We start from the raw sequence: 20,637 nt of genomic DNA, 5'->3' as shown, positions 1-20,637 counted from the left end.
CGAACGGGACTCCTCGACGGAGTCCCGACGGCCAGGCGCACCCTCCCGACCCACAGGAAGACCCTCTGATGACCCACACACGCCCCGACACGGATCCGCGCGCCGCCCTTCGCCCCGACTGCACCCGTTGCGCCGCGCTCTGTTGCACCCTCCTCGGTTTCGCCCGATCGGCGGACTTCCCCGTCGACAAGCCCGCCGGAACGCCCTGCGGTGAGCTCGGCGTCGACTTCGCCTGCACCATCCACGACCGCCTCCGCCCTCGCGGCTTCCGAGGGTGCACCGTGTTCGAGTGCTCCGGCGCCGGTCAGCGCGTCACCCAGGACGTCTTCGGCGGCGTGTCCTGGCGAGCGCGTCCAGACCTGGCACCGGCGATGTCCGCCGCGTTCGCCGTGGTCCGGGTGCTGCACGAACTCGCCTGGTACCTGACCGAGGTCGCCGACCGGAGCTGGGACCCCGACACCGCGGACCGCGCCGCTGCCATGGCGGCCGACTGCATCGCGCGGTCCGGCGGTGACCCTGCCGCCCTCGCCGCGCTGGACCTCGGTGGACTCCGTCGCGCAGCCCTCCCCCTGCTCGACGCCCTGCGGGACGAGGCTCGTGCGCGGTTCGCAGCGGCGGACGAGCACGCCGAGGAACGCTCCCTGCCCGAGGACCTCGCCGGGCGTGACCTGCGGCGAGCGGTCCGACCTGGTTCGTCCCTGCGGAACGCGGTGCTCATCGGCTCGGACCTGCGGGGGACGGACCTGAGCGGCGTCGAGCTGCTCGGCGCGGACCTGCGCGGCGCACGCCTCGCCGGTGCCGATCTGTCCGGCGCCCTGCTCCTCGTGCAGTCGCAGGTCAACGCGGCGGACGGCGACGCACGCACGCTGCTGCCGTCCTGGCTCGAGGTGCCGACGCACTGGCTGTGCGGCTGAGCGCGACCGTCGCGGGGCCGCGGGCGGCGGGGCCGCAGGGAGCGGCGGGGCCGCGAGCGGCGTGCCTGCAGGGTTCGGCGGGGCGGCGGACGGCAGGGCCGCGAGCCGACGGACGGCGCGGCGTGCTGCCGCACCGCGCTCGGCAGCTCGCGCCACGGATCTCCGTCGCGCGAGCTGCTCCCGGTTGTGCGCCCGGTCACGAGCTGACGGGCGACGGGCGACGGACGACGGACGACGGACGGGGTGCGGCAGGGCCGGATGGGACGAGGGGCGTCGGACGGGAGGCGCGTGGCGGGGCCGCCCCGTGCCTCCCGTCCGGTGGGCGGAACCGCACCGCGCGTGGCCGGCTCGGCCGTCGAGCGCACGGCTGTCCGCTAGCGTCGGGAGCATGACGACGGACGACGCGACGGGACCGGACAGCAGGGGGCGGACCGGTCTCGACCGGGTCGGACGTGACCTCGACCGGAACCCGGACGTCGTGGTGCGGGACGTCGAGGTGACCTCCGACGGGTGGCACGTGCTGCGACGGACGACGTTCGACGTCCGCGGGACTGACGGCACCTGGACCACCCAGCAGCGGGAGACCTACGACCGCGGCAACGGCGCGGCCGTGCTGCCGGTCGACCGAGCGCGCGGCACCGTGCTGCTCACGCGGCAGTTCCGGTTTCCCGCGTACGTCAACGACCACCCCGACGGCATGCTGGTCGAGGTCGCGGCGGGCCTGCTCGACGAGGACGGCCCGGAGACCGCGGTCCGACGCGAGGCCCTCGAGGAGCTCGGGGTGCGGCTGAGCGACCTGCGACACGTGACCGCCGCGTACATGAGCCCGGGGTCGGTCACCGAGCGGGTGCACTGCTACGTCGCCGAGTACTCCCCCGACGACCGGGTCGAGGTCGGTGGCGGCCTCGCCGGTGAGGGCGAGGACATCGAGGTGCTCGAACTCCCGGCCTCGGAGGCGCTCGCGATGATCGAGGACGGACGGATCGTCGACGGGAAGACGATCCTGCTGCTCCAGTGGGCCGCGCTGCACGGCCTCGTGAACGGGCAGCACGCTCAGTCGTAGCCGAGGACCACCGACGGGTCGTCGCCCTCCGGGTCGGCGCTCGGGGCCAGCACCGAGGGCGCGGTCGACCCGCTCACCGGTGCGACCGACGGCGCTGCGCCACCTCGCGGGAGCGCGATCGACCGGCAGGACGGACCACCGGCTCGGGCATCGACCGCCACACCTGTCCCCAGACCTGCTCGTACTCGACCCGGGACACCTGCCCGCGTCGGACGGCGTCCTCGACGAGGCACAGCAGGTCGAGCGACGCCTCGATGAGCCGGACGTCGCCGTACACCTCGGGCCGACCGTTGCCGTGGAAGACCGTGATCGTCAGGGTCCTCACGCCGGGGCGCACCCGGCGGGTCACCCGGACGAGCAGGACGAAGCCGGCGGCGTAGAGCAGGACGGCGACGACGAGGCCGACCGCGGGCGCCCGGTGCAGCGCCACGACGAGCGCGACCGCCACGAGTGCGCCGGCCGCTCCCCAGACCTGGAGTGCCCGGAGCAGCAGGAGCTCGCCCGCGGTGGTCCCCGGTGCGTGCACCTCGAGCGTCCGGCCGCTCCAGAGGGCGCGGGTGACGGGCTGCACGGTGCAACGTCCCCAGGGATGCCAGCCGGTCCGGCGGGTGCGGTGCGCGTGCGGGTGTCGGTCTCGGTGCTCGTCCACGTCGTCCACCCTGCGGCGGACCGACCGGGATCGTGCCGGTCCTCACGGTCTCCTGACGCTGTCGACCGGTTCCCGTGCGCCGACCTGACGCTGCTGCGGCGGCGCTCCCGCGGCAGTGATGCGCTGCCGGTCGACCGCTACCGTGGGCGGATGGACGACCACACCCTCGCCGCCGCCCTCGTGTCCGACGCCGCTCGCCTCGCGGCCGACATGCGGCGCGACGGGGCGCAGGCGGAACGGAAGACCTCGGCCGCCGACCTGGTCACCGCCGCGGACCGCGCGGCCGAGGAGCTCGTCCGTCGTCAGCTGCTCGAGCACCGTCCGGGCGACGGCGTGCTCGGTGAGGAGGGCGCCCGCTCCGAGGCGATCGACGGACGCCGGTGGACCGTCGACCCGATCGACGGGACGTTCAACTACGTCGCCGGACTGCCGGCGTGGTGCAGCGCGGTGTCGCTCGAGGTCGACGGTGAGCTCCGGGTCGGTGCGGTGCGTCGTCCGACCGCCGACGAGACTTGGGTGGCGTCCGACGGTGTGACCACCCGCGACGGGGAGCGTGTGCCGCCGGTACCGGACGTGGCACTCGCCGCGACGAGCGTGGCGACGTTCCTGAACAGCTCCCACCTGCGCGCTGCCGAGGCGGGTCCGATGGCCGTGCTCCTGGCCGCGGCGGCGACGGTGCGGATCAGCGGGTCGGGGTCCTGCGACATGGTGGACGTCGCAGCGGGGCGCATCGGGCTCTGGGTGCAGACGGACTGCGCCGACTGGGACTGGCTGCCCGGGCGTGCGCTCGTCGAGGGTGCCGGCGGTGTCGCGACCGTCGTCCGGGTCCACGGCCACGACTGGCACCTCGCCGGTGCCCCGACCGCGGTGCGGCAGGCGGCCGAGCTGCTCGGCGCCTGACCCGCCCTGCGCGGAGGAGCGGCACTGCCCGAAGCCGCCCCTCCGCACCGTCCCGTGCACCTCGTCGTGCACCGGACGCGTCCTCGGCGGTACCCCCGCCGAGACGTCCTGCCGTCAGGCCGTGGCCTGCAGGCGGTCCTGTTCGTCGACGACGATCTCGACGGTGCCCGACGCCGTGGGACGTCCGAGGGCGCGGAGGTCCCAGCCCGCCGCTCGGTAGGCGTCGGCGTCGAGCGCGTGCCGGCCGTCGACGATGCGCCGGTGGTGGACGAGGGCGCCGAGGTCGTGCGGGTCGACCGTGCGGAACTGCTCCCACTCGGTCAGGAGCACCACCACGTCCGCATCGATCACCGCCGCCGTCATCGACGGCGCGTACCGCAGGGTCGGATACGCCCGCGCGGCGTTCTCCATCGCCTCGGGGTCGTACACGGTGACGACGGCGCCCGCCTCGCCGAGCATCCGGGCGACGTCGAGTGCCGGCGCGTCGCGGATGTCGTCGGAGTTCGGCTTGAACGCCGCCCCCAACGCCGCGATCCGCTTGCCCGCCAGGTCACCGTCCGCCATCTCCGTGACCAGGTCGACGGTCCGTTGCCGGCGGCGCAGGTTGATCGCGTCCACCTCGTCGAGGAACCGGACCGCCTGACCGACGCCGAGCTCCTGCGCACGGGCCGAGAAGGCCCGGATGTCCTTCGGCAGGCACCCCCCGCCGAAGCCGAGGCCCGGCTTGAGGAAGCGGCCGCCGATGCGGGTGTCGTGCGACAGGGCGCTTGCCAGGACGCTGACGTCCGCTCCGGCTGCCTCGCAGACCTCGGCCATCGCGTTGATGAAGGAGATCTTCGTCGCGAGGAAGGAGTTCGCGGCCACCTTCACGAGCTCGGCCGTGGGCAGGTCGGCGACGACGAGCGGTGTCCCCTCGTCGAGGATCGGTCGGAACGCCGCACGCAGCTGCGCCTCCGCCCACGCCGACCGGACGCCGAACACGAGCCGGTCGGGGTGCAGCGTGTCCTGCACCGCGTAGCCCTCGCGGAGGAACTCCGGGTTCCAGGCGACCTCCACCTCGGCTCCGGCAGGGGCGACCTGCTCCACGAGCGCCGCGAGCCGTTCGGCGGTGCCCACGGGCACGGTCGACTTCCCCACGATCAGCGCACGCCGGTCGATGTGCGACGCGAGCTCGCGGAAGGCGGAATCGACGTAGGTCAGGTCGGCGGCGTGCGACCCCCGCTGCTGGGGGGTCCCCACGCAGACGAAGTGGACGTCGCCGAACTCGGCGGCCTCGCGCAGCGACGACGTGAAGCGGAGCCGTCCGGAGGCGAGGGCCGCTGCGAGCTGCTCGGGCAGGCCGGGTTCGTGGAAGGGCACCCGGCCGGCGACCAGGGCCTCGACCTTGGCAGGGTCGACGTCGACGCCGAGGACCTCGTAGCCGAGGACGGCCATCGATACGGCGTGGGTGGCGCCGAGGTACCCCGTGCCGATGACGGTCAGGCGGGGTCGTTCGACGACGGGTGGCATCCCGGAGGACGGGATCGGGGTGACGGAAGCAGACATGGCAAGGCTCGCTCTCGGGTCGCGGAGGATGGGTGTGGACGGGTGCGGACGGACCGCGGTGGCCGTCGTGTGTCAGTCGGTGCAGGTCGTGGTGCTGAACTCGTTCGAGCCGACCACGGTGTTGTCGCAGGAGACGGTGTTGCCCTCGACCGGTCGGAAGGCGAACGCGACGCCGTCGGTGTTGCCCAGGTCGACCCGGTTGTCGGTGAAGGTGTTGTCGGTGCCCCAGCCGGAGAGCAGCTCGTGCGTCTGGAACCCGTCGAGCGGCGATCGGACGCCCCGGTTGCCGGTGATCGTCCAGCCGTTGCCCTTCACGTCCACCCACGAGTCGGCGTGGTTCTCGCCCTGCATGCCGACACCGTCGAAGGAGTTGTCGGACAGCGTGCCGCCCGTGGTGCCCTCCTTGATGTCGACGTTCTCGGCGGCGGTGTCGGCGACCGTGTTGCCCGTGACGACGTTGCGGTCGCTGCGGTCCTCCCGGCACTCCGAGACCTTGCACCAGTTGCTCTTCGACGAGCCGATGTAGATGCCCTCGCCGAACTGCGGCTTCCGGAGCCCCGTCCTGGTGACGGTGTTCCCGACGACGGTGTTGTCGCTGCTGTCGGCGCGCAGGTGGATGCCCTCGTCACCGATGTCGGTGACCGTGAGCCCGCTGACGGTCGAGTGCTGGACGCCGTCGAACATGACGCCCTTCTGCCCGTTCCGCACGGTGAAGCCCTCGAGCGACCAGTAGGACGCGCGGTCGAGGTGCAGGACGTACCCGCCCTCCGTGCCGCCCCCGTCGAGCACGGCGTCGCGGGGACCGCAGAGCGTGACCGGGTCGTCGGCGGTGCCCGCCGCGGACGCCTCGAAGCGGCCGGTGTAGGTACCGGACTCCAGCCGGACGACGTTCCCGGCCCGTGCGTCGCGGAGGGCCTTCTGCAGCTCCTTCGCGGTGCGCACCGTGGTCGTCGCCGAGGCCTCGCACCGGGCGGTGTCCACCGGGGACCCGGCGCCGGGAGCGGCTGAGCCGGTCGACGTCGCCCGGGGCTCGGGGACGTCCCGCGCCCGGGTCGGCTCGGACGTCGGAGCGGCACTCGACGTGGGGCGGGCACGGGCGTCCTGCTGCCCGTCGCGGTCCGATGCGGTGGTCGCCGCCCACAGCCCGCCGACGGCCAGGACGCCGACCACCAGGCCGGCACCCCCGACCAGCAGGTAGGAGCGCAGCCCGCGTCGTCGTGCGCTCACCGGTCAGCTCCCCGAGGGTGCGACCGCACCCGGCTCGGCAGCGTGGGTCCCGCGGCCCCCGACGGGCGGCAACCCCAGCGAGGTCGGGTCGACCGCACCGCGCGTGTAGCTCGACAGCGGCGCCAGCTTGGCGTACGGCAGCTCCTGCTTCGCCCGACGACGACGTCGTGTGCCACCGATCGCGGCGACCAGGACCACCGTCAGCAGCAGCAGCCAGAGCACCGTCAGCGGTTGGAAGACCGCGCGCAGCGTGACCAGGAACGGCTTCGTCGAGTGCCACTCGACCGTCGTGTTGCCCCGCTGGGCAGCACCGTCCGACCGGGCGAGGTCGATCGCGCTCGGCCCACGGCCGACGACCGTGTTGTTCTCGACGGAGGTGCCGTCGACCGCGCCGACCGTCGTCACACCGTGGACGCGGGCGTCCGCGATGGCGTTGTTCGTCACGGACGACGACGCGCTGTCCCGCAGGTAGACGCCGATGTCGGCGCCGTCCACCGAGTTCTCGGAGACCTCGGTCCGGCTCGCTCCGTCGAGGACGGCGATGCCGTTCTGCGTCGAGTCCTTGACGACGTTGTTGCGGACGACCACGTCGTCGGCGTCGTGCCGGACGACGATGCCCATCTCGTTGCGCGCGACCGTCGACCCGCTGATCCGGACGTTCTTCCCGCCGATCACCTCGATGCCGTAGCGGCCGTTCCCGGAGCTGTTGCTGTCCGAGAGCGCGTTGTTGCCGTACGTCGTCGTCGGCATGCCCGCCGCGTTCGGACCGGCTGCGAGCCCGCTGCCGTTCAGCGTGATCCCGTTGCGACCGTTGTCCGACGCGGTCACCTGGCTGAACACGATGCCGGTCGACGCCCGCGTCATCTTCACCCCGTCCACCGCGTTGTCCGTCGACCGGACCGAGGTGAACGTCGAGTTGGTGACGTAGCGGTGCAGCACCAGGCCGTCGATGAGCGAGTGCTCCACCGTGGCGTCCGACATCGTGACGCCGTCCGCGCTCGTCAGGAAGAGGCCGTAGGCGTTCCCGTCGAAGGTCACGTGCTGCACGAGGGCGGAGACGTAGCTGTAGCCGCCGGCGCTGGCCGTGGCGCTGCCCGACTTCGGCAGTTCACCGGTCGGCAGGATCGCGTTGCCGAAGACGTCCTTGGTCGTCCGCTCGGTCTTGCCCTGCTGGTCACCGGAGGCCTGGTCGAGGGTCGAGAGGTTCGTCCCGGTCAGGGACACCCCGCCCGTGGAACCGCTCCAGAACCCCAGGTGGGAGAACTCCGCGTACTGCAGCGTCGCCGTACCGCCCTGCACGCGGACGTACGCACGGCCGTCGGTGGTCTGCTGGTCGACCCGACCGGACTGGGGGTCCCACGCGTCGATGGCGACCGGGGCCTTGGCCGAACCGACCACCTGGAGGCTGCCGGCCTGGGTGACGATGGACACGAAGCCCTCGTGGTTGCTCGCCATGTGGATGCGCAGCCCGTCCGGGCTCGCGAGCCGCAGCGTGGCTCCGTTCTCGACGACGATGTTCTCGCTGAGCAGCCAGGAGCCGTCCGGCTGCTTGACGAACGTCGACGGCGCGAGCCGTGCGAGGTCGTCGACGGTGTAGGCCGCGCCGCGGGCGACGAGGACGAGCGTGTACGACGAGCCGGTGGCGAGGCGGTAGGGCTGCGAGACCGCGAGGCCGCTCCAGCGCGCCGCCGAGGCCAGTGCCCGGACGTTGTAGATCCGGTCGTTCTCGGCCGTCACCAGCCGCGCCTCCTTGTCCGGGTCACCCTGGTAGGGGCGTCCCGCAACGGGGGCCGCCGGGCCGGACCCGGTCGCAGCGGCCGCCGCGCCGGGCAGGCCGACGACACCCGCGACCAGCAGCCCCGCTCCCACGAGGAGCCCCGCGGCGATGCGCGGCGCCCCCTTCGTCAGCGCGCTCATGCGGCGACCGCCTGGTCGTCGGATGCGGAGACGGAGACCGCGGCAGCGGCAGCAGCGGCGCCGGCAGCGGTGCCGGCAGCGACCGTGCCCTGCGGGAGGACGATGCCGGGCGTCGCGACCCGACGGCCGGAGGTGGTCTCGGGCTGGAGGGTCCGGGCCTGCTGCCCGTCCCCTCCGACCTGGTCGGCGTGCCGGGTCAGCCATCCCTGCTTGTTCATCGTGACGAACGAGTACACCTTGATCGGCAGGGCGACCGCGATCACCACGAGGGCCAGCACGGGCAGCACGAACAGGTCGAGCGGGTGCCGCTTGAGGTTCGAGACGCCGCGGACCGCCCGGCCGAAGAGCAGCCAGCCGAGGGTGAAGAGCACGCCGACGGTGCTGAGCTCGAGCCGGCTGAACAGCAGGTACCACATCGTGATGCCCATGGTCACCGGGGTCAGGATGATCTGCAGGACCGTGATCTTGGTCACGAACGGCACCCGCCACACCCACCCCTTCGCGATGGCGGTGAGGTACGTGCGGTAGGAGTTGCGGCTCCAGCGGATGCGCTGCTTGAAGAAGGCCTTGCCGCTCGCCGGGAACATCGAGAGCGCCTTCGCGGACGACTGGTGCACGGTCTTGTACCCGGACGCGATCACGAGCCACGTGAGCCGACCGTCGTCGCCCGCGATGCACCGGCGCCCGAGGAAGAACTCGTTCTCGAGGTTGTCGAGCACCGGCATGACGGCGGAGCGTCGGTAGGCGGCGGTCCGCCCGGACAGGATCGGCACGGCACCCGCGGCGCCCATCGCCGGGACGTAGTTGAAGTAGCGCAGGTTGACCAGCCAGTCGGCGATGATGCGCCAGATGCTGGAGTTCCGCTGGTACACGTTCTGCTGCGTGCCGACACCGCCGACGCGCTCGTCGACGAAGGGCATCTGCACGGCTTCGAGGAGACCGGGCTCCCAGGAGGTGTCCGAGTCCACCAGGACCAGGACGTCGTACTTCGCGCGGCGGATGCCCTCGCCGAGCGCGCTCCGCTTGCCGACGTGGTGGAACAGCACCGGCTTGACGGTGGGGTCGCCCACCGCCACGATCCGGCGGTAGGCCTCGGTGTCCGCGACGTCGAGCACGATGATGATCTCGTCCGGGTGCTGCTCCCGCCAGGAGTCCAGGCAGCGCAGCAGGATGTCGGGGTCCTCGTGGAAGGACGGCACCACGACCGAGGTCGTCGTGCGGAAGCCGTTCTCGACCGGACGGGCGCGGGCCGAGAGGACGACCCGGTAGAGCCAGAGCGCCCAGACGATGATGCCGGCGATGCCGATCGGGAAGTACTTGAGTGCCTCGTGGCCGAAGCCGGCGATGTTGTCGAGCACGACCTGGGTCGAGGTCTGCGACGCGAAGAGGACGAGCGGGTGCATGAGGTCGGGTCCTTCGTGCGGTGTTCGGTTTCGGGTACGGAACACGACACTCGGCAGCACCGCACGACGGCACACCGCGCAGGGTGACGCGGGAGCCGCCTGGGTCGGCGGTGCGGAGAGGGTCGGGACAGCGCCGGATCCCCCCGTCGCTGCACATCGTCAGGTCGGGTCGAGGACCGTGGTCCCGCATCCGACGCTGAGCGTTGGGCTGAACGTACTCTCGGGTGTGTCCCACCACAAGCACAGGAGACCGCAATGCGGGTTTGCGCGAAGCCGTAGGGCGGTGTTCCGCCAGACTGGTGCGGTACCCCTCTGTCCCCGTCCTTGCCTCCGACGGCTCCCTGAGGCGCGCGGCCGACGGACTGGAGGCGCGGGGCGGCGCCCCCCCGCGCCTCCAGTCCGTCGCGGCGAGGCCGGACGGGACCGGGTCAGCCCGCCACGGGGCCGAACCAGAGCAGGACCGGGGCGAGGACGAGCAGGATCGCGCTGATCCCGGTGACCGCAGAGGCGCGTCGGTCGTCACGCGCGTTCCGGGAGCGCGCGGCGAGGGCGAGGGCCGTCCAGGTCGTCCCCCACGGGACGACTGCCAGCAGGAGCACCACCGGGTAGAGGAACAGGCTCCCCTGCGACCCGGTGACCAGCACCGGGAGCCAGAGCACCGACCACAGCAGCGCGAACGCCGTGGCGGAGCCCACGAGCAGCGCACGCGCGACCTCGTAGCGGGTGTCCGTGGACGGCGGAGGACCTGCGACGGGGTGCACACCGCCACCGTAGCGCGAGCCCCGGTCCACGGCCCCGGATCCGGCAGACAGCTGCGGCCGTAGCCCGTCGCGCTCCCCTGTGGTCGGCTGTCGACATCGACAGCGTCAGCCAAGCCTCGCGGTGGTCGGGTTCTTCGCGGAGCAGGTGTGTGGCCGACGCGCCTTCGGCGTCATCGCGCTCGTCTCCGGTGTCGGTGCGCAGTTCTGGGGAGCGGTCGTCCAGCCGGTGGGAGCGGGGAACTCCGTCGTCGTGATGGGCCTGGCGGCGGCGATCGCCGTCGCGAACGTGCGGGATCGGCCCACCCGGGTAAGTGCCGTGTCGATCGGGACGTTGGTCGTCGGGGTGGTCCTTTTCGTCGCGGGCGACCTGCACGGCGGCGCGTTCGTCATCGGCGCGGTGTGCGCCGCGGTGATCCTGCTCAGGCGCCGTCCCCGGCGAGCCCGAGCTGCAGGGCCAGCTCCATCGCCCGGAGCTGAGCCGGCGAGAGGTCGTGGGGCAGGCGCCTGATCACCGCCGCAGCCTTCGTGGCCCGTCCCCCGGCGGCCGCTGCGACGTCGACGTCCTGCGCAGGGTGCTGTGCGTCCCAGGCGTCGAAGGCCGCCTCGTCCTCCTCCAGCTGACCGGACTCCTCGACGGCCCGCATCAGGGCGGTCTCGAAGGCGTGTCGTTCGGCGGCGACCTGCGCCACCCTCGGGTCGTCCACGGCCACGGTGTCGTCAAGGGCCTGCTCGGCTGCGTCGACCCGATCGGATGCTGCGCGCAGCGCCGGGTCGCGGGCGAGGGCGAGGAAGCGGCCGGCCTGCGCGAAGGCACCGAGGGGGCCGAGGATGCGCTCGGTGACGAGCAGCGTGTCGAGGTCGTCCGACCGCAGGGAGCCCGCCGGGGCATCCTCCAGCCGTCGCGCGACGATGTCGTCGAGCAGCCCGAGCCGGCTGCCGCGTGCACGCATCCGCCGCACCGCGGCACGCTTGCGCTGGAGCTCCGCCTCCTGTTCGGCGAGCCGCTCCTCGAGACGTGCGAGCACGTCGGCGACGGCCCCGTCGTCGCCGAGGGTGCTCGGATCCGCACCGTCGAACGCCTCCCGCACGTCCTCGAGCGCGACGCCCGCGTCCGCCATCCGCCGGATCCAGAGCAGCCGGGTGATGTCCGCGGAACCGTAGCGGCGCCGGCCGTCGCTGCCCCGCTCCTGCTCGGGCAGCAGCCCGAGCTGGTGGTAGTGCCGGATGGCGCGCGGCGTGGTGCCGACGAACGCCGCGGCGTCACCGATGGGGACGTGACGGGGTGGGACCGGGAACGAGTGCACGGCGGACCTCTCGGGTCGGGACGGGACGTGCTCCGAGCAGACCACATGACGCAGCGGCAGGAGCAAGGCGGTCCGGACCGCGTGTCGGACGGGAGGCGCGGGGCGGGCCCGCACCGCGCCTCCCGTCGGACTGCTGGTTGGCCCGCTTCGAGTCGAGGACAGATCAGCTATCGTGCAGGGATGACCCCCGAAGTGTGGATCGCCATCGCCGGCGCGGCCCTGCTCATCGTCTTCTGGATCGGGCAGTTCTTCGGGTGGTTCACGAGCAAGCACGGCCGAGGTCTGCCGGACGGATCGGCACCGACGATCCAGGGCAGCCAGGTGACCCCGCCGGACGTCGGCGGTCACGGTGGTGGCCACGCGGGCTGACCGCACCACGGGCCCTGACGGGCCTACGCTCAGTGCATGCAGGAGACCAGCTCCGACCGGTGGTTCGCCGTCCGGTGCGTGTTCCGCTACCGCCCGGGCACCTACGAGGAGCGGATCGTGACGGTCCTCGCCACGAGCGCCGAGGACGCCATCGCGAAGGCCGAGGACGACGCTGCCGAGTACGCGGACACCATGCGGACGAAGTACCTCGGCCTCGCGCAGTCGTGCGAGCTCTTCGACGAGCCGGGCGACGGTGCCGAGGTGTTCTCGCTGCTGCGCGACTCCGACCTGCCCGACGACGCGTACCTCGACGCCTTCTTCGACTCGGGAGGCGAGCGACAGCGCGACGTGGAGACGCCCGCGGCACCGCCGGATCGACCCGCCGGTCCGCCGACCGAGGAGACGAGCCCAGCCGACGAGACGGGCCCTGTCGCCGAGACGGATCCCGTCGTGCCCGGCGCCGGGTCGGTCGGAGCGGTGGCACTGCCGACCTGGACGATCAACCACTTCTCGCAGAGCAATCCCATGGGCGAGGGACAGGGCGATGTCGCGGCACTCCTGCGTCGGGTGGCGCAGACGATCGACGACCTGGGCGACGTACTGATCGAGGACATCACCTTCTCGAGCAGCGTGACCGCGGGCGAGGACGACCTCACCGTGACCGTGTACTTCCATCCGGAACCGCGCCGGCGCTGACTCGTGAGTGCGCGCCAGCTGCTCTCTGGCGCAGCGGGTCACGTGGACCGGGTCGCGACCCACTACCGTCGCCTCATGAGCACGTTCTTCGTCGCAGGCAGTTGGCGGAACAGAGCGGCGGTGCTCGACGTCGTTGCGGCGCTCGACCAGACCGGAGCCACGTCGTACTCGTTCGTGCGCGCAGAGTACGACGCGGAGGCCGCCGTGCTCGCGGCCCCAGGAGGTGCGGACGACGCCGCTGTCGATTCGCCGGCCGTGCGGAAGCTCTTCGAGCAGGACCTGGCCGCGCTCCGAGCGGCCGAGCAGTTCGTGCTGGTGCTCCCGGCCGGCGCTGCTGCGCATGTCGAAGCAGGGATCGCCTTCGGCCTCGGCAAACGGTGCTGGGCCGTCGGTCCGGTCGATCGATCCGAGACGCTCTACCAGATCTTCGAGTCGATGGCACCCGATGCCGCAGGACTCATCGAACGGCTCCGGGCCCTGCGCATCGTCTGACAGCCCGTGCGCAACCGGGCGAGGACGCTCGTCCGCTCCGGTCGGGCGACGGACGGCGGCGAAGATCGAGGGTGCATGATGTGGCTGTGGGAACACATCCTCTCTGGCGGCCGTTCGCCTCAGGCAGCAACGCCGCTCGTCAGTTGCAGCGCGTCGCGTTCCGACAGGTCGACCCCGGCCCCCTGCAGCCCTACGACTCGTCGTGGCCTGATGCCTTCGAGCGGGTTCGAGACCTCGTCGCCCACGCGCTCGGACCCGACCACGCCGTTGCGCACGTCGGCTCCACAGCCGTGCCCGGGACGGTCGCCAAGCCGGTCATCGACGCCGACCTGCTCGTGCCGGAGCTCCTCGATGAACGCGCCTGGCTCCCGAGGCTCGAGGCCGTCGGGTTCCGTCTCGTCTTCCGCGACGCGGTGGCCGGTGATCCGCACCGTCAACTCACCCTCGGCGGCCCCAACGCCAACCTGCACGTGTGGCAGCCAGGGGCGGTAGAGCCGCAACGACACCGCTTGTTCGTGGAGTGGCTGCGGTCCCATCCCGAGGACCGTCAGGCCTACGCCGACGCGAAGGCGAAGGCCGTGCACGCGGAGGACGGCGTGCGCTACAACGATGCGAAGGCCTCGGACGTCTACGACATCTACGAACGAGCCTTCGCAGCGGACCCGCGCCACGCCCACGACCCTCGTCCGCGACCGTGACGACACCGATCCCTGCGCCTGTGGTGCTCCTGGTCGAGCGTGCGGTCCTGCCTCCGATCAGGGCTTCGCACCGTTCCCGAAGGACCCGTGCAACGTCGTCTGGGCGAACGCGGTCCCGTCGATCACGCCGCTGACCCGCGCGAGCGTGGCGTCGTCCGCCGGCGAGACCCCGATCGTGAGCGAGCCGTAGTCGACGCGCAACGTCTGCGGGATGCTCGCCTCGAGTCCCGTGACGCCAGGCGTGGCGGCGAGCGTGGCCAGCCCGGATGCGACGCCGAGAGCGGTCTCGTCGGGGATTCGCTGGTCGAAGGTGCCCGAGTAGGTGACGGAGGTGAGGACGTGCCCTGGCCCGGCCGGCACCTGCAGCGTGAGGGTGACACCGGTCCAGGCGATCCGCTCCGCCATCGCCACCGGGACCGCCGCCGCTTCCGACGGGGTCGCGTCCGGATCCATGGTGACCACGAAGGCGCTCGAGAACGAGTGCGACTCGGTCGCGCCGGCCGGGGGTGCGGGACGAGCCGAGGGTGTGGGCACCGGAGGGAGCCCGGGGTCGTCCCGGGAGACGGCGCCGATCGGCGGCGGTGCGGCCGGGCCGGCGTCGCGGTTGTTCCATGCGTCGAGGCCAGGGGGCGTGACGTCCGTCCCGTCGGCGGCGGTGTACCGCTGGTGCAGCTCGATGCGGTTCGTCGCGCTCGCGACACCGGGGCTGGACTGCACGGTGCGGAGTGCGTTGTCGAGCGAGGATGCGACCTGCGGGTCCAGCTGCGGGACCGCCGCCGCCGTGGCGGAGGAGGCCGAGCCTCCCGGCCCTGCTGCGCACCCCGCGACCGAGACGAGTGTGAGGACGAGGGCTGCGGTGACGGCAGCGGTTCGATGGAGCATCTCCCGACCGTACGGGTGCGGACGGCGTCGTCGCATCGACCGTTCGGCACAGATCGTGCGGAACGCTCGAGGGCACCCTCGACGCATCCCAGGAATCGGTCCGGTACCGCTTCAGTACGACGGGCTGTGATGGCGGTCGGGGGGCGAGACGTCGGTGCGGCAGGTCGCGAGGCGCTACCGGATGGGCTCGTCCCTACCGGCTGCGGAGGATGCCGAGGAACTCGTCGGCCATGCCGAGGTGCTGTTCGAGCTTGGCGCGGCGTTCTTCGGTGTCGCGGATGTACTCGTCGACCTGCCCGCGCAGCCGTTCGCGGTCAGTGTCGTCGGCGGCTTCGAGGGCGTCGACGACGGCGAGGAGTTCGGCCATCTGTTCCAGGGTGAAGCCGAGGGGCTTCATGCGGCGGATGATGAGCAGTCGGGCGAGGTCGGTGTCGGTGTAGAGCCGGAATCCGCCCTCGGTTCGGCCGGACGGGTGCAGCAGACCGATCTCGTCGTAGTGGCGGATGGTGCGGTTCGACAGTCCGGTGCGATCGGCGAGCTCGCCGATGTGCATCGTGGCCGGTGCTGCCCGCTCCGTCATCCGTCGCTCCTTCGTGGTCGCGCTGCGCTCTGGCGAGCGTATCGCCGCTGGGCCTGGGGCTCCTGCACCTGAGCCCGATCCGGTGCTGGTCTTCGCGATCCTCCCAGCCGTCGTCTCCGTCGTCGCCCGCGCTCCACGACACCCTTCACTCCGCAGCTGACCTGAGCGCACGCGTCGGGGCCAGCAGAGTGCGCCTCGGTGAGGGCGGGTCAGTGGGCGCGGAGTTCGTGGAGGAACTCGTCGACCATGTGGAGCTGCTCGTCGAGGCGGTTCCGACGCGTCTCCGCGTCCTGGATGAACGCAGCAATTCGGGATCGGACTGCGGTCACGTCGGCGCCGGGCTGCGCTTCGTCGAGCATCTTCACCGCGTCCACGAGGATCCCCGCTTCTCCGAGCGAGAACCCGAGCGGCTTCATCCGCCGCACCATCAGCAGCCGGGCGACGTCGTCCTCCGAGTACAGGCGGAACCCGCCGTCCGTCCGACCAGACGGATGCAGCACCTCTGCGGCGTCGTAGTCGCGGATCGTCTTCACACTCAACCCGGTGCGCTCGGCGACCTCGCCGATGTGCATCAGGTACTCGTTCGACATCGTCATGTCGTCACCCTCCACTTGCGCAACAACCCTTCCGTTGCGTTAGAGTCAGACCATACCAACCTTCCCGCAGCGGAAGAGTTGGGATTGGCTGGACGCTCTGACGCCGCCGGCCGTGCGCGACGACGCGCCCCACGACAGCTCTCGCGGGCGCAGCGCCCGCACCCCCATCTGAAGGAGAACCGTGACCACCGTCACGCAGTCGGTGCCCGTTCAGGCGCAGCACAGCCCCACCGTCCTGTCCGCATTGCGGAACCCGAAGATCCTGCTCCGCGAGGTCCTCGCCGGCCTCGTCGTCGCACTCGCCCTGATCCCCGAGGCGATCTCGTTCTCGATCATCGCCGGGGTCGACCCGCGCGTCGGCCTGTTCTCGGCGTTCGTGATGGCCGTCGTCATCTCGTTCGTCGGCGGCCGCGCCGCGATGATCACCGGCGCCACCGGAGCGATCGCCCTCGTCGTCGCCCCGGTGGTGAAGGAGCACGGCCTCGACTACCTCATCGCCACCGTCCTCCTCGGCGGGCTCTTCCAGCTCGTCCTCGGCGGACTGGGTGCGGCGAAGCTCATGCGGTTCGTGCCCCGGTCCGTGATGGTCGGGTTCGTCAACGCGCTCGCGATCCTCATCTTCACCGCGCAGCTGCCGAACATCATCGGCGTCGACTGGCTCGTCTGGCCGATCGCCGCCGCCGGCATCGCGATCATCGTCCTGCTGCCCCGGCTCACGAAGGCGATCCCTGCGCCCCTGGTCGCGATCGTCGTCCTGACCCTCGTGACCGTGTTCGCGTCGATCGCCGTCCCGACCGTCGGTGACGAGGGCAAGCTGCCCGACAGCCTCCCGACCCTGTTCATCCCGGATGTCCCGGTGAACCTCGAGACGCTCACGATCATCGCCCCGTACGCCCTCGCGATGGCGCTCGTCGGACTCCTCGAGTCGCTGATGACCGCGAAGCTCGTCGACGAGGTCACCGACACCGGTTCCCGGAAGACCCGTGAAGCCCTCGGGCAGGGCGTCGCGAACATCGCCTCCAGCCTCTTCGGCGGGATGGGCGGCTGCGCGATGATCGGGCAGACGATGATCAACGTCAAGGCCTCCGGCGCCCGCACCCGCATCTCCACGTTCCTGTCCGGCGTGTTCCTGCTGGTCCTCGTCGTCGGGCTCGGCGACGTCGTCGCGATCATCCCGATGGCAGCCCTCGTCGCCGTCATGGTGATGGTCTCCGTCGGCACCTTCGACTGGCACAGCATCAAGCCCTCCACCCTCAAGCGGATGCCCGTCGGCGAGACCATCGTCATGGTCCTCACCGTCGTCATCGTCGTCGCCACCGACAACCTCGCCATCGGCGTCATCATCGGTGTCATCGCCGCGATGGTCGTCTTCGCCCGCCGGGTCTCCCACTTCACCAACGTCTCGCGGAGCATCGAGACCCTGCCGGGCGGAGCGCAGCACGCGCTCTACGCGGTCGAGGGCGAACTGTTCTTCGCCTCCTCCAACGAGCTCACCACCCAGTTCGACTACTCGGGCGACCCCGAGCTCGTGATCATCGACATGACCAGGTCGCACGTCTGGGACGCCTCCACCGTCGCCGCGCTCGACGCGATCGAGACCAAGTACCACCAACACGGCAAGCGCGTCGAGATCCGCGGGATGAACGACGCCAGCCAGGCCTTCCACGGCCGCCTCGCCGGCAACCTCGGCTCCGGCCACTGAAGCCCCCTCCGACCTCCGCCCGACCCCGATCCGGGGCACCGAGTGAACGGGCGGAGCAGCGAGGCCGGTTCCTGACCCACCGGCCTCAGGTGGGCACCGTCGTGTCGTTCCCGGACGGTGCCCACCCCTCAGGACCACCGAGGAGCCGACCGTGACCAGATCTCCCACCATCCACGACGTCGCCGCAGCTGCGCACGTCTCCCACCAAACCGTGTCCCGCGTCCTCAACGGCGCCACCAACGTCCGCCCCACGACACGATCCCGCGTCGAACACGCGATCCATGCGCTCGGCTACACCCGCGACGACCGGGCAGCAGCACTCGCGCGTCGACCGAGACGACGGAGTGGCGGCTGAGCAACCGTCGTGCCGGGCCGGGAACGACGCGAGGCGAGACCCTCCTCGTCCGCCGTTCCGCCACTCCGCCACTCCGACGCGGACGGGCTGCTGCACCCGTCCGGGCGGACCTGTGACCCGCCTCACCTCCCGGTAACCGGGCAGCCCTCGGGCGTTCACGGACGGGACCGATCGCGCCGTCACGATGCTCCGCGGGTCGCTCGGACGTCCGCGCGACCGACACCCGTACCCCGTCGACGAGGAGACCAGTGTTCTGCCGCCCCGCCCGTTCTTCCGTGTTCTCACGGGTGAGTTCCACCGCCGTCGCCGCTGCCGCTGTCCTCGGAGCGGTCGCCTTCCCGACCGCCGCTGCCCGTGCCGACGCCGACGCCCAGCCCGTTCTGACCGGGCAGGACCACGCGATCACCGACGTTCCCGGGCTGGTGAACGGCCGTGAACTCGGCGCGTTCACGGGCCTGGACGGGCAGCGTGTGGACTCGTCCCGACTCATCCGCTCGGAATCGCTCGACAGGATCACAGCCGCCGGTGCGCAGACGCTCGCGAGCAAGTACCACGTCGACCTCGTCATCGATCTCCGCACCCCCACCCAGGTGGCTGAGAAGCCGGACGTCGCCATCCCCGGGGCGAAGGACGTCGACATCTCGATGTTCGGCGCCGACGGCAACTACGACGACGACACCGCGATGTACCACGATCTCGTCGACAAGGGCTTCGTCGATGCATCGGTCCGCGGGCCGATGGTGACCGCCTACGCGCAGATCCTGCAGCTCCTCGCGACCCACACCAGCGGCACGGTGCTCATCCACTGCTCGCACGGCATGGACCGCACGGGCACCGTCATCGACCTGCTCGACCGCGTCCTGGGTGTCGGCAGCTCGGACATCCTCCACGACTACTTGCTCTCGAACACCCAGCTCGGCGTCACGTGGGCGACGCCCGCGTTGCTGCAGGGCACCTTCGAGAGCGACATCGCGACCAAGTACGCCGGCATGGGCTCCTACCTGTCGAAGACGATCGGCGTGAGCGCGGACGAGGCAGCCGCCCTGCGCGCCCGTTTCCTCGTCTCGAACGACGCCTCCGCGTCGGCGATCACCGTCGCCGGTGTCACGGTCCCGCTCGACGCCGCAACGACGGCCGGGGGCGCGACCGTCGGCGCTGCGGTCGCGACGCTCGAGAGCGGCGACGTGCACGTCACGACGACGAACGACGCAGCCCGACCGACCGTCGCCGTCCAGGGCGACACCGCCGTCATCACGGTGACGGCCGAGGACGGCACCACGACCGAGACGTACCGGGTGACCGTCGCCCGACCCACCCTGACGCTCGCTGCCCACGGAACGCTCACCCCAGGGTCGGCGGTCACCGTCGAGGGCAGCGGCATGGCGCCCGGAGCCGTCTACGATGTCGTCGTGCACTCGACGCCGCGGGTGCTCGGTCACGTGGCCGCCGCACCGGACGGCACCGGCCGCTCCACGGTCACGCTGCCCGCCGACCTCGCACCCGGCGCGCACACCTTGTTCCTGGCGGACGCCGCGGGCAACGCGCTCAGCGCCCCGCTCGCTCTCACGGTCGCACCGGCGGCAACGTCTGCGTCGACACAGCAGTCGACCGCCGGGCGCGCGACGACGACCGCGGCGGCAGTCGGACCGTCGGTCGCGACGGGCGGCACGGTCACCGGCGGTCGGGACGATGCTCCCTGGCTGGTCCTCGGTGGTCTCGGCACCATCGTCCTCGGTGCCCTGGGCGGACTCCGGCTCCGCTCGCGGCTGCGCACGGGCCGCTGAGTGCCCGGCACACCTCCGCGGGGGCAGCGGGGCGTGCGCCTCACGACCGTCGCGGCAGCAGCAGCGGTCGCGATGGTCGCGGTCGCCGGCGGCGCGCTCCTCACCCCCCACCCGGACACGACCGGCGCGAGGACGAGCGTCGACCTCGCCGGGAACACCGTGCAGCTCGACGGTCCACCGCCGCGGGCCTCGGCGCCGTCGGCCGGTCACGGCAGGTTCGTGGTGGACTCGGTCGGTCTCGACGTCCCGCTCGGCTCCTTGGACGTGGCCGACGGCGTCATCGATCCGCCCGGGGCGACGTCGGCGTACTGGGTCCGGAACCTCGGTGTCGCGCCGTCGGCAGCACCGCACGGCACCGTCTTCGTCGCGATGCACTCGCTGCGGGGCGGGGGCGTCGGGCCGGGCAACGCCCTGATCGACGTCGCTGACGGCAGGGCGCGAGTGACCGCCGGCGCAACGATCACGGTCGACGACGTCACGTACCAGGTGACCCGCACCGAGATCGTCCCGAAGGGCGACATCCGAGCAGATGCCCGGATCTGGGCGGACACCCCCGACCGCCTCGTCGTCGTGACGTGTCTACAGCGACCCGATGGTCGACCGTCCGTCGACAACGCCGTCATCGAAGCCAGGCGCGTGTAGGTCTCCGTCGCGCGCAGACGGTTCCGTGCTTCGGCGTACGGCGCGCCGCGACGCCGCGACGCCGCGAGACCAGGGGGGGCACGCGAGCGGACCCGGACCGACGGCCCGTACGTCCACGGCCGGTCGGGGGGTTGCGGAGCAGTAGACAGCGCAGTTCA

General features: G+C 71.9%; 21 protein-coding genes. 11 read left to right on the top strand and 10 right to left on the bottom strand.

All coding sequences use genetic code 11. The annotated features are described in order from the left end of the window. The first annotated feature begins 281 nt into the window (after positions 1–281). Together ABIC52_RS09210 and ABIC52_RS09205 are read left to right on the top strand one after the other, a co-directional pair. Positions 282–914, top strand: a complete 633-nt coding sequence (locus ABIC52_RS09210) for a pentapeptide repeat-containing protein (RefSeq protein ID WP_354027159.1) — start codon at positions 282–284, stop codon at positions 912–914. Between the two features lie 388 nt (positions 915–1,302). Beyond that, positions 1,303–1,977 (top strand): NUDIX domain-containing protein, encoded by a 675-nt coding sequence (locus ABIC52_RS09205; protein ID WP_209677046.1) that lies wholly within the window; start codon positions 1,303–1,305, stop codon positions 1,975–1,977. Positions 1,978–2,050: 73 nt separating this feature from the next. On the opposite strand, the gene ABIC52_RS09200 is transcribed toward ABIC52_RS09205, so the two are convergent. Then, positions 2,051–2,626 carry a DUF6611 family protein gene (locus ABIC52_RS09200; protein ID WP_354027158.1) on the bottom strand — a complete coding sequence of 192 codons (576 nt, stop codon included), beginning with the start codon at positions 2,624–2,626 and terminating at the stop codon, positions 2,051–2,053. 150 nt (positions 2,627–2,776) lie between these two features. On the opposite strand from ABIC52_RS09200, the gene ABIC52_RS09195 reads away from it, so the two are divergent. After that, positions 2,777–3,526 carry an inositol monophosphatase family protein gene (locus tag ABIC52_RS09195; protein ID WP_354027157.1) on the top strand — a complete coding sequence of 250 codons (750 nt, stop codon included), beginning with the start codon at positions 2,777–2,779 and terminating at the stop codon, positions 3,524–3,526. Between the two features lie 114 nt (positions 3,527–3,640). On the opposite strand, the gene ABIC52_RS09190 is transcribed toward ABIC52_RS09195, so the two are convergent. From ABIC52_RS09190 to ABIC52_RS09165, 6 genes are all read right to left on the bottom strand, one after another. Next, positions 3,641–5,071: a UDP-glucose dehydrogenase family protein gene (locus ABIC52_RS09190; RefSeq protein ID WP_174234754.1), complete on the bottom strand. Its 1,431-nt coding sequence runs from the start codon at positions 5,069–5,071 to the stop codon at positions 3,641–3,643. Between the two features lie 72 nt (positions 5,072–5,143). Beyond that, on the bottom strand, positions 5,144–6,298 hold the full coding sequence (locus ABIC52_RS09185; protein ID WP_202976563.1) for a right-handed parallel beta-helix repeat-containing protein: 1,155 nt from the start codon (positions 6,296–6,298) through the stop codon (positions 5,144–5,146). A 3-nt stretch (positions 6,299–6,301) separates the two neighbouring features. Then, the gene (locus ABIC52_RS09180) at positions 6,302–8,215 is read right to left on the bottom strand and encodes a right-handed parallel beta-helix repeat-containing protein (RefSeq protein ID WP_126892345.1); all 1,914 of its coding nucleotides are present in this window, start codon (positions 8,213–8,215) and stop codon (positions 6,302–6,304) included. Beyond that, complete coding sequence (locus ABIC52_RS09175; protein WP_126892346.1) at positions 8,212–9,618, bottom strand: glycosyltransferase; 1,407 nt, start codon at positions 9,616–9,618, stop codon at positions 8,212–8,214. Before ABIC52_RS09175 ends, ABIC52_RS09180 begins: the two co-directional genes overlap by 4 nt. 428 nt (positions 9,619–10,046) lie before the next feature. Beyond that, positions 10,047–10,379, bottom strand: coding sequence for a hypothetical protein (locus tag ABIC52_RS09170; protein ID WP_209823673.1), 333 nt, complete (start codon positions 10,377–10,379; stop codon positions 10,047–10,049). A 419-nt stretch (positions 10,380–10,798) separates the two neighbouring features. After that, entirely contained in the window at positions 10,799–11,683 is an 885-nt protein-coding gene (locus tag ABIC52_RS09165; RefSeq protein WP_354027156.1) for a helix-turn-helix domain-containing protein, read from the bottom strand. Positions 11,684–11,863: 180 nt separating this feature from the next. Between ABIC52_RS09165 and ABIC52_RS09160 the strand changes: the two genes are divergently transcribed. The 4 genes from ABIC52_RS09160 to ABIC52_RS09145 all read left to right on the top strand — a co-directional run bounded on the left by ABIC52_RS09160 (position 11,864) and on the right by ABIC52_RS09145 (position 13,938). Further along, a complete protein-coding gene (locus ABIC52_RS09160; protein ID WP_354027155.1) occupies positions 11,864–12,052 on the top strand; it encodes a hypothetical protein in 189 nt (62 codons plus the stop codon). 36 nt (positions 12,053–12,088) lie between these two features. After that, positions 12,089–12,748 (top strand): hypothetical protein, encoded by a 660-nt coding sequence (locus ABIC52_RS09155; protein WP_354027154.1) that lies wholly within the window; start codon positions 12,089–12,091, stop codon positions 12,746–12,748. Between the two features lie 75 nt (positions 12,749–12,823). Next, positions 12,824–13,240, top strand: coding sequence for a hypothetical protein (locus ABIC52_RS09150; protein WP_354027153.1), 417 nt, complete (start codon positions 12,824–12,826; stop codon positions 13,238–13,240). Then, positions 13,126–13,938 carry a GrpB family protein gene (locus tag ABIC52_RS09145; RefSeq protein WP_354027152.1) on the top strand — a complete coding sequence of 271 codons (813 nt, stop codon included), beginning with the start codon at positions 13,126–13,128 and terminating at the stop codon, positions 13,936–13,938. The genes ABIC52_RS09150 and ABIC52_RS09145 overlap by 115 nt, the downstream gene beginning before the upstream one ends. A gap of 57 nt (positions 13,939–13,995) precedes the next feature. Here ABIC52_RS09145 and ABIC52_RS09140 read toward each other — a convergent pair whose 3' ends face one another. The 3 genes from ABIC52_RS09140 to ABIC52_RS09130 form a co-directional block, all read right to left on the bottom strand. After that, the gene (locus tag ABIC52_RS09140) at positions 13,996–14,820 is read right to left on the bottom strand and encodes a hypothetical protein (protein WP_354027151.1); all 825 of its coding nucleotides are present in this window, start codon (positions 14,818–14,820) and stop codon (positions 13,996–13,998) included. Positions 14,821–15,013: 193 nt separating this feature from the next. Further along, positions 15,014–15,400 carry a MerR family transcriptional regulator gene (locus ABIC52_RS09135; RefSeq protein ID WP_354027150.1) on the bottom strand — a complete coding sequence of 129 codons (387 nt, stop codon included), beginning with the start codon at positions 15,398–15,400 and terminating at the stop codon, positions 15,014–15,016. A gap of 209 nt (positions 15,401–15,609) precedes the next feature. Next, positions 15,610–15,996 (bottom strand): MerR family transcriptional regulator, encoded by a 387-nt coding sequence (locus ABIC52_RS09130; RefSeq protein ID WP_354027149.1) that lies wholly within the window; start codon positions 15,994–15,996, stop codon positions 15,610–15,612. 181 nt (positions 15,997–16,177) lie between these two features. On the opposite strand from ABIC52_RS09130, the gene ABIC52_RS09125 reads away from it, so the two are divergent. From ABIC52_RS09125 to ABIC52_RS09110, 4 genes are all read left to right on the top strand, one after another. Further along, on the top strand, positions 16,178–17,698 hold the full coding sequence (locus ABIC52_RS09125) for a SulP family inorganic anion transporter (RefSeq protein ID WP_354027148.1): 1,521 nt from the start codon (positions 16,178–16,180) through the stop codon (positions 17,696–17,698). Positions 17,699–17,849: 151 nt separating this feature from the next. Beyond that, positions 17,850–18,053, top strand: a complete 204-nt coding sequence (locus ABIC52_RS09120; RefSeq protein ID WP_354027147.1) for a LacI family DNA-binding transcriptional regulator — start codon at positions 17,850–17,852, stop codon at positions 18,051–18,053. A gap of 287 nt (positions 18,054–18,340) precedes the next feature. Further along, on the top strand, positions 18,341–19,837 hold the full coding sequence (locus tag ABIC52_RS09115; protein WP_354027146.1) for a tyrosine-protein phosphatase: 1,497 nt from the start codon (positions 18,341–18,343) through the stop codon (positions 19,835–19,837). Between the two features lie 33 nt (positions 19,838–19,870). Further along, a complete protein-coding gene (locus ABIC52_RS09110; protein WP_354027145.1) occupies positions 19,871–20,479 on the top strand; it encodes a class F sortase in 609 nt (202 codons plus the stop codon). Positions 20,480–20,637: the final 158 nt, after the last annotated feature.

The sequence above is a fragment of the Curtobacterium oceanosedimentum genome, from assembly GCF_040545555.1.
GTDB lineage: Bacteria > Actinomycetota > Actinomycetes > Actinomycetales > Microbacteriaceae > Curtobacterium.
The sequence above is the reverse complement of the archived record's forward strand: the minus strand, read 5'-3'. Positions and strand labels throughout refer to the sequence as shown.